The 4,796-nt window shown below is 68.5% G+C and carries 6 protein-coding genes; all 6 read left to right on the top strand.

The genetic code is table 11. From position 1 onward, the window contains the following. The first annotated feature begins 316 nt into the window (after positions 1 to 316). The 6 genes from VGN72_15660 to VGN72_15635 all read left to right on the top strand — a co-directional run bounded on the left by VGN72_15660 (position 317) and on the right by VGN72_15635 (position 4,632). The gene (locus VGN72_15660) at positions 317 to 730 is read left to right on the top strand and encodes a hypothetical protein (GenBank protein ID HEV7300802.1); all 414 of its coding nucleotides are present in this window, start codon (positions 317 to 319) and stop codon (positions 728 to 730) included. Then, entirely contained in the window at positions 727 to 897 is a 171-nt protein-coding gene (locus tag VGN72_15655) for a hypothetical protein (GenBank protein HEV7300801.1), read from the top strand. The genes VGN72_15660 and VGN72_15655 overlap by 4 nt, the downstream gene beginning before the upstream one ends. Beyond that, entirely contained in the window at positions 846 to 1,025 is a 180-nt protein-coding gene (locus tag VGN72_15650) for a hypothetical protein (protein ID HEV7300800.1), read from the top strand. Before VGN72_15655 ends, VGN72_15650 begins: the two co-directional genes overlap by 52 nt. Then, positions 1,022 to 2,185, top strand: coding sequence for a hypothetical protein (locus tag VGN72_15645; protein HEV7300799.1), 1,164 nt, complete (start codon positions 1,022 to 1,024; stop codon positions 2,183 to 2,185). The genes VGN72_15650 and VGN72_15645 overlap by 4 nt, the downstream gene beginning before the upstream one ends. After that, positions 2,182 to 2,847: an AAA family ATPase gene (locus VGN72_15640; protein HEV7300798.1), complete on the top strand. Its 666-nt coding sequence runs from the start codon at positions 2,182 to 2,184 to the stop codon at positions 2,845 to 2,847. Before VGN72_15645 ends, VGN72_15640 begins: the two co-directional genes overlap by 4 nt. Before the next feature lie 528 nt (positions 2,848 to 3,375). Continuing rightward, positions 3,376 to 4,632: a hypothetical protein gene (locus VGN72_15635; protein ID HEV7300797.1), complete on the top strand. Its 1,257-nt coding sequence runs from the start codon at positions 3,376 to 3,378 to the stop codon at positions 4,630 to 4,632. Positions 4,633 to 4,796 lie beyond the last annotated feature (164 nt).

Genomic DNA, 4,796 nt, shown 5'->3' with positions numbered 1-4,796 from the left:
GACCGCCGCCGGCAAGGCGTTCAAGGTGGTCATGGTCGCGTGCATGCGAAAGATCCTGATCATCCTGAACGTGATGCTCAAAGCCAAAACCGCATGGAACGAAAATCTTGTTCTCGGAGCTTGACGATGAAGACAGCCGCTTGTAGATGACCCCCGATACACCACCGCCGACGCGGCGGTGATCAAACAAATGGCCTGGCGGTTCGCCCACCGCTTCCGCCGGGACGACCTTGAGGACGTGTAGCAGGAGGTCGCACTCCGCGTCTTCCAGTGCACCGCCCGCTACGACCCCGACCGCGGCCCACGTGCGGGCTTCGTGAGCGTGATCGCCAAGCACCGCATCCTCCCGCTGATCGAGCGGCAGGAGGCCCGGAAACGCGGCTACCGGCGGACCGTGCAGCCGGTGCCGTGGGAGCAGGACTGGCTGACCGACCGTCGGACCACGCCCCAGCGGGTCGACCTCACGATCGACGTGCGGGACGCCTTGGCCCGGATGCCGGCCGAGGTTCGCCACGTTGCCGACCTTCGTATGGAGCGCCAAACCGTCCGTGCGATTGGCGAGCAACTCGACCTGTCGCTCGACCAAGTGCGCGGAAGACTGCGGCACGTCGCCATCACCGTAAAAGAACTCAGTCCGCACTTCGAAAAATCTCAAACTCTCACCCCTTCCTTCGGCCAACCCGGTAGTTCACCAGTGGGGGAAACCATAACGACAGGAGCCGCAGCATGACCACCACGACCAACATCAACTTCATCATCACCGACCCGCTCGTCCCCATGTCCGAGGTAGAGCAGACACTGCACCTCGCCCGACTGGCGGTGGAAAGCCTGCACGCGAGGACCGCGTGGCCATCGAGACCGTCAGCACGGTCGACCATGCGTCACGCTCGTGCCTGATCGACACGACCGTCGACACGGGCCGGGCGCTGGCCGTCGTGTTCGGCGGCTACGTCCGCCGCGAGTTCGGCAACGCCGCCGTGCGGGTGCAGCGGGTGACGCTCCACGTGGAAGGGGGCGAGCGATGAGCCCGATCGACATGACCAACGCTTCGACGGCAGAGCAGGTCACCGCGCTCGCCGCCGAGCTATTCGAGCCCGGCGATGTCGTCGAGGTCCGTCGCCAGCCGGTCCGCCGGTACCAGCCGACGTCCAGGTGGATCAAGGCCCGCGCCCTGGCGACCGCCGTCCCCGCGCTACTGGACGACAACCGATCGGGCCTGGACATCTACTTCGGCGCCAACCCCCGCACCGGCGTCGGCCAGCGCAGCGCCCCCGGCGTCACGCTGGCGCGCGCGATGATGCTCGACTTCGACCACGTCAGCGACCTGTCCGCCGTCCGGGCCACGCTCGCCGACGTGGCGATCGAGCACGAGGGGGAACGTGCCGTCCTGGCGCCGCCCACCGCGATCGTCAACAGCGGCCACGGCTTCTGGGTCTGGTGGCGGCTGGTCGAGCCCATGGAAGAGCTCTACGTCCGCACGATGGCGTTCGACCTGCTGATGACCAAGGCCGTCGCCCAAGCGCGGCTCAACGAGCTGGCCGATGCCAAACGTCACGCGGAGGCGGTGGAGGCAGCCAAGGCGAAGATGGCGGCCAGGCGTGCCGCGGGCGTGAACGACGACACCGCGAACGTCATCGACGCGTTCAACGCCCGCCACGACGTGCAGGAATTGCTCGAGGCCCACGGCTACCTGTTCGTGCCCCGCGGCGGCACCCGTGGCGAGACGTTCATCCGGCCGGGATCTAGCAGCCAGATGAACGGCCACGTCGTCACGTGCGGCGACGGGCGACGGCGTTCCATCCACTTCAGCACCGCCGACCCACTGAATGACGGCAAGTTCCGCAAGGGCATCAGGTGCGGGACCCGCGACGCGTTTGACGTCTTCCTGAAGCTCCAACACAACGGCCAGATGACGCCTACCGTCCGTGCGGCCGCCGTGCTGGTCGGCAAGGCGTACAAGGTCGAGCCCGACGCGGCCGTCCTGGCGCGCATTGTCGACAGCCCGGACGCGGAGGTGTTGCGCGTCGCGATCTGGGAGTCCCCGACCCTCTCCGACGCCGAGTGCCACCGCATCGTCCGTGAGGCGATCGCCCGCCACACCGGCTTCGACAAGCAGGTCGACCGGCTCGCCAGCCAGCTGCTGGCGATCACCTCGGCCCAGAACCTGACCGGAGGTGCCCGATGAACGGCCAGACCAACGGATCCACCAATGGGGCCCCGCCGGGCGGTCGCCGCCACCCCGGCCACGGCGACGACGCCGACCGATCCGCCTGGTTGCGCGACATCGTCGATGCGCTCGGCGGCGATCCACGCGGGTCGCCCGACCCCGATCCGGCCGACGCCAAGGTCGAGGCGGCCGTGCCGCTGTCGGTCCTGATGCGCGACAACCCGGAACTGCGGCGCCCAATCATCATCGGCTGCCTGCGGGCCGGGCAGGTCGGCAACCTGATCTCGACGAGCAAGAGCTACAAGACGTACCTGATCCTCGACCTAGCGATCTCGATGAGCGAAGGCTCGGAATGGCTCGGGCGCTTCGGCCTCTCGGGCGGCCGCGTCCTGCTGGTCGACCTGGAGCTGCAGCCGCCGGACATCGCGCGGGCGAAGGGCACGCGGCTCGACGCGCTGGGCGAGCGGATCCACGTGATGAGCTTCCGCGGGCGCAACGCGACGATCGAGCACGTCGAGCGCCACCTGCTGGCCCAGCCGGCGGGGCGGTACGAGCTGGTGGTCATCGACCCGCTGTACAAGTGCTACCCCGAGAAGTTCGACGAGAACAGCAACGCGGACATGACGAACCTGTACCGGCGGTTCGAGCGGATCGCTGAGCGGATGGCGGCGCGATGGTGATCGTGCACCACGCCAGCAGGGGGGCGCAGAACGCGGCGGGTGGTTCGGCATGGTGGACCAGGTGACGGCCGACGCGATCCGCATCCGCCCCATCCGGGCCGGTCGTCCGGCCGCGGCGATCCCGCGCGACCGGATGGGGATGGTGTACATTCCGGTTGATCGGTTGCCAGCCCCTACAGCTGCGGACGAACGCGATCAGCATTGACCGTTGTGATAGTGCTGGCGGAGCTGGAGGAGGGACGGGCGGCGTGAGGGGGGTGGGGAGGGGGTTAGCAAGGGCCCTTCGGATAGGGCGGCCTTTTTTCGTTCGGCGGTAACCTTCGCCGTGCGATAAGCCACATAGGTCGCCCATCCGGCCACCTGTCCACGGTTCGCGCCCGCCGCTCCCAAACCGCCACGTTGCGGCGGGCGTGGCGATCTCTATAGTTCGTCCGCATGAGGCCGGCCCCAGCCTTCCCAGCCGTTCAGGACGGCCTTAGGTTGCATCGGCCAAGCAGCTTTCCATCGACATCTATCCGGAGCGAGAACATGCAGTCACACACGCGTCTGTCGAGCTCAACGCGTCGCTCACGCCGTCCGCGGCAGCACACGGCCGTGGCCGCCGCGGCGGCGGCCGTCGGCTCGCTCGGCCTCGTCGCAGCCCCTGCGGTCGCGGACGACGCGCGGGTGTGGGGGTTTAACAACAATGGCCAGCTGGGCAACGGCGCGACCACGAACAGCAGCACGCCTGTCACCGTGACCGGCCTGACCAGCGATGTCACCGCCGTTGCCGGGGGCGGCTACCACAGCCTCGCCGTCCAGGACGGCACCGCCAAGGCGTGGGGCTACAACGCCTCGGGCCAGCTCGGCAACGGGACGTTCGCCAACGCCAGCGTACCGGTGGCCGTCACGGGCCTGAACAGCGGCGTCACGGCCGTCGCCGGGGGCACCTACTTCAGCCTGGCGATCCAGAACGGCGCCGCAAAGGCGTGGGGACAGAACGTCGACGGCCAGCTCGGCGACCTGTCGAGGGTCGACAGCCACACGCCCGTCAATGTGATCGGCCTTGGCAGCGGCGTCTCGGCGATCGCCGCCGGCGGCCACCATAGCCTAGCGATTCACAACGGCGCCGCAAAGGCGTGGGGGTTCGGCGGCTACGGCCAGCTCGGGAACGGGATTAGCTCCTCCAGCAGCACGCCCGTCACCGTCACCGGCCTGACGAGCAACGTCACAGCCATCGCGGGCGGGTTCACCCACAGCTTGGCCGTCCAGGACGGAGCCGCCAAGGCATGGGGGTACGGCGCCGAGGGCCAGCTCGGCAACGGGTTGACCAGCAATCGCAACGTGCCCGTCACGGTCACCGGCCTGACGAGCGGCGTCACCGCGGTCGCGGCGGGCACCTACCACAGCTTGGCGATCAAGGACGGTGACGCTTACGCGTGGGGGTACAACGATTACGGCCAGATCGGCGACGGGACGACCGCCAACGCCGCCACGCCGTTCCTGTCGCTCGACTTAGCGGTGGAGCTGATCGAAGTCGCGGCGGGCGACCGTTCCAGCTATGCCCTCTCCGCCGACGGCAGCCTGTGGGTCTGGGGGTACAACGGGGCCGGCAACCTTGGCTTAGGCGATCTCACGAATCGCGTGACGCCCACGCAGCTGATGCCGCCCGAGGGGTACCGCTACACGTCGATCAGCGGCGGCGGGTACCACACGCTCGCCACGCTCTCCGCCGTCACCGTGCCCGAGCCCGCGGCGCTCGGCGTGGCAGCGGTCGTCGGCGGGTTGCTGGCCCTGCGGCGATGAAGCCGGTAGGAGCGCGCCCGTCTCGCTGGCGGAGATGGAGGAGGGAAGGGCGGCGTAATGTCTACGGGGTCAACTGCCGCATCATCATCGTGCGTTCCGCGGCCAGCGTTGCGCCGACCCGCTTTGCGGTCTTGCGCGTCACCGGATGTGCGTCACCAGCCTCA

It is taken from the genome of Tepidisphaeraceae bacterium, from assembly GCA_035998445.1.
GTDB lineage: Bacteria > Planctomycetota > Phycisphaerae > Tepidisphaerales > Tepidisphaeraceae > DASYHQ01.
The sequence above is the reverse complement of the archived record's forward strand: the minus strand, read 5'-3'. Positions and strand labels throughout refer to the sequence as shown.

Excerpts from the sequence above, each read along its gene's own strand:
- VGN72_15655 (HEV7300801.1), top strand. The coding sequence starts at position 727 with ATGACCACCACGACCAACATCAACTTCATCATCACCGACCCGCTCGTC.
- VGN72_15645 (HEV7300799.1), top strand. The coding sequence starts at position 1,022 with ATGAGCCCGATCGACATGACCAACGCTTCGACGGCAGAGCAGGTCACC.
- VGN72_15640 (HEV7300798.1), top strand. The coding sequence starts at position 2,182 with ATGAACGGCCAGACCAACGGATCCACCAATGGGGCCCCGCCGGGCGGT.
- VGN72_15635 (HEV7300797.1), top strand. The coding sequence starts at position 3,376 with ATGCAGTCACACACGCGTCTGTCGAGCTCAACGCGTCGCTCACGCCGT.